This is a genomic window from Neisseria sp. N95_16 (assembly GCF_002551535.2).
Lineage (GTDB): Bacteria > Pseudomonadota > Gammaproteobacteria > Burkholderiales > Neisseriaceae > Neisseria > Neisseria brasiliensis.
Map to the genome: position 1 here is coordinate 1 of NZ_PDBT02000149.1, position 1,062 is coordinate 1,062.

Consider the following 1,062-nt stretch of genomic DNA (forward strand, 5'->3'; position numbering starts at 1 on the left):
CCCGGCATTACCATTTCTACGCCTTCTTCCAAAGTTACCGCACCGGTAACGTCAGTCGTACGGAAGTAGAATTGTGGACGGTAGTTAGCGAAGAATGGAGTGTGACGACCACCTTCTTCTTTGCTCAATACGTATACTTCTGCTTTGAATTTGGTGTGCGGAGTGATTGAGCCTGGTTTAGCCAATACTTGACCACGTTCAACTTCTTCACGTTTGGTACCGCGCAACAATACGCCTACGTTGTCACCTGCTTGACCTTCGTCCAGCAATTTGCGGAACATTTCGACACCGGTACAAGTGGTTTTTGCAGTGTCTTTCAGACCAACGATTTCGATCTCGTCACCTACGTGGATGATACCGCGCTCTACGCGACCGGTTACTACAGTACCACGACCAGAGATTGAGAATACGTCTTCGATTGGCAACAGGAATGGTTTGTCAACGGCACGTTCTGGAGTTGGGATGTAGCTGTCCAATGCGTCAGCCAATTCAAAGATTTTAGCTTCGTAAGCAGCGTCGCCTTCCAGAGCTTTCAATGCAGAACCTTGGATGATTGGGCAGTCGTCGCCTGGGAAGTCGTAGCTTGACAACAAGTCACGGATTTCCATTTCAACCAATTCCAACAACTCTTCGTCGTCAACCATGTCGCATTTGTTCATGAACACCAAGATGTATGGTACACCTACTTGGCGACCCAACAAGATGTGCTCACGAGTTTGTGGCATAGGACCATCAGCAGCAGATACAACCAAAATCGCACCGTCCATTTGTGCAGCACCGGTAATCATGTTTTTCACATAGTCGGCGTGGCCTGGGCAGTCTACGTGTGCGTAGTGACGGGTTTCAGTTTCGTATTCTACGTGAGAAGTATTAATGGTAATACCGCGGGCTTTTTCTTCCGGCGCGTTGTCGATTTGGTCGTAAGCTTTAGCAGCACCACCGAATTTTTTAGACAAAATCGTAGTCAATGCAGCAGTCAGAGTGGTTTTACCATGGTCAACGTGACCGATGGTGCCAACGTTTACGTGCGGTTTGCTACGTTCAAATTTTTCCTTAGCCATG

General features: G+C 48.0%; 1 protein-coding gene. It reads right to left on the reverse strand.

Annotated elements, in window-relative coordinates; all coding sequences use genetic code 11:
• Positions 1 to 1,061: elongation factor Tu (gene tuf / locus CRG49_RS12930; RefSeq protein ID WP_097784637.1), on the reverse strand; the 1,061-nt coding region annotated here is incomplete at its 3' end.
• Position 1,062: the final 1 nt, after the last annotated feature.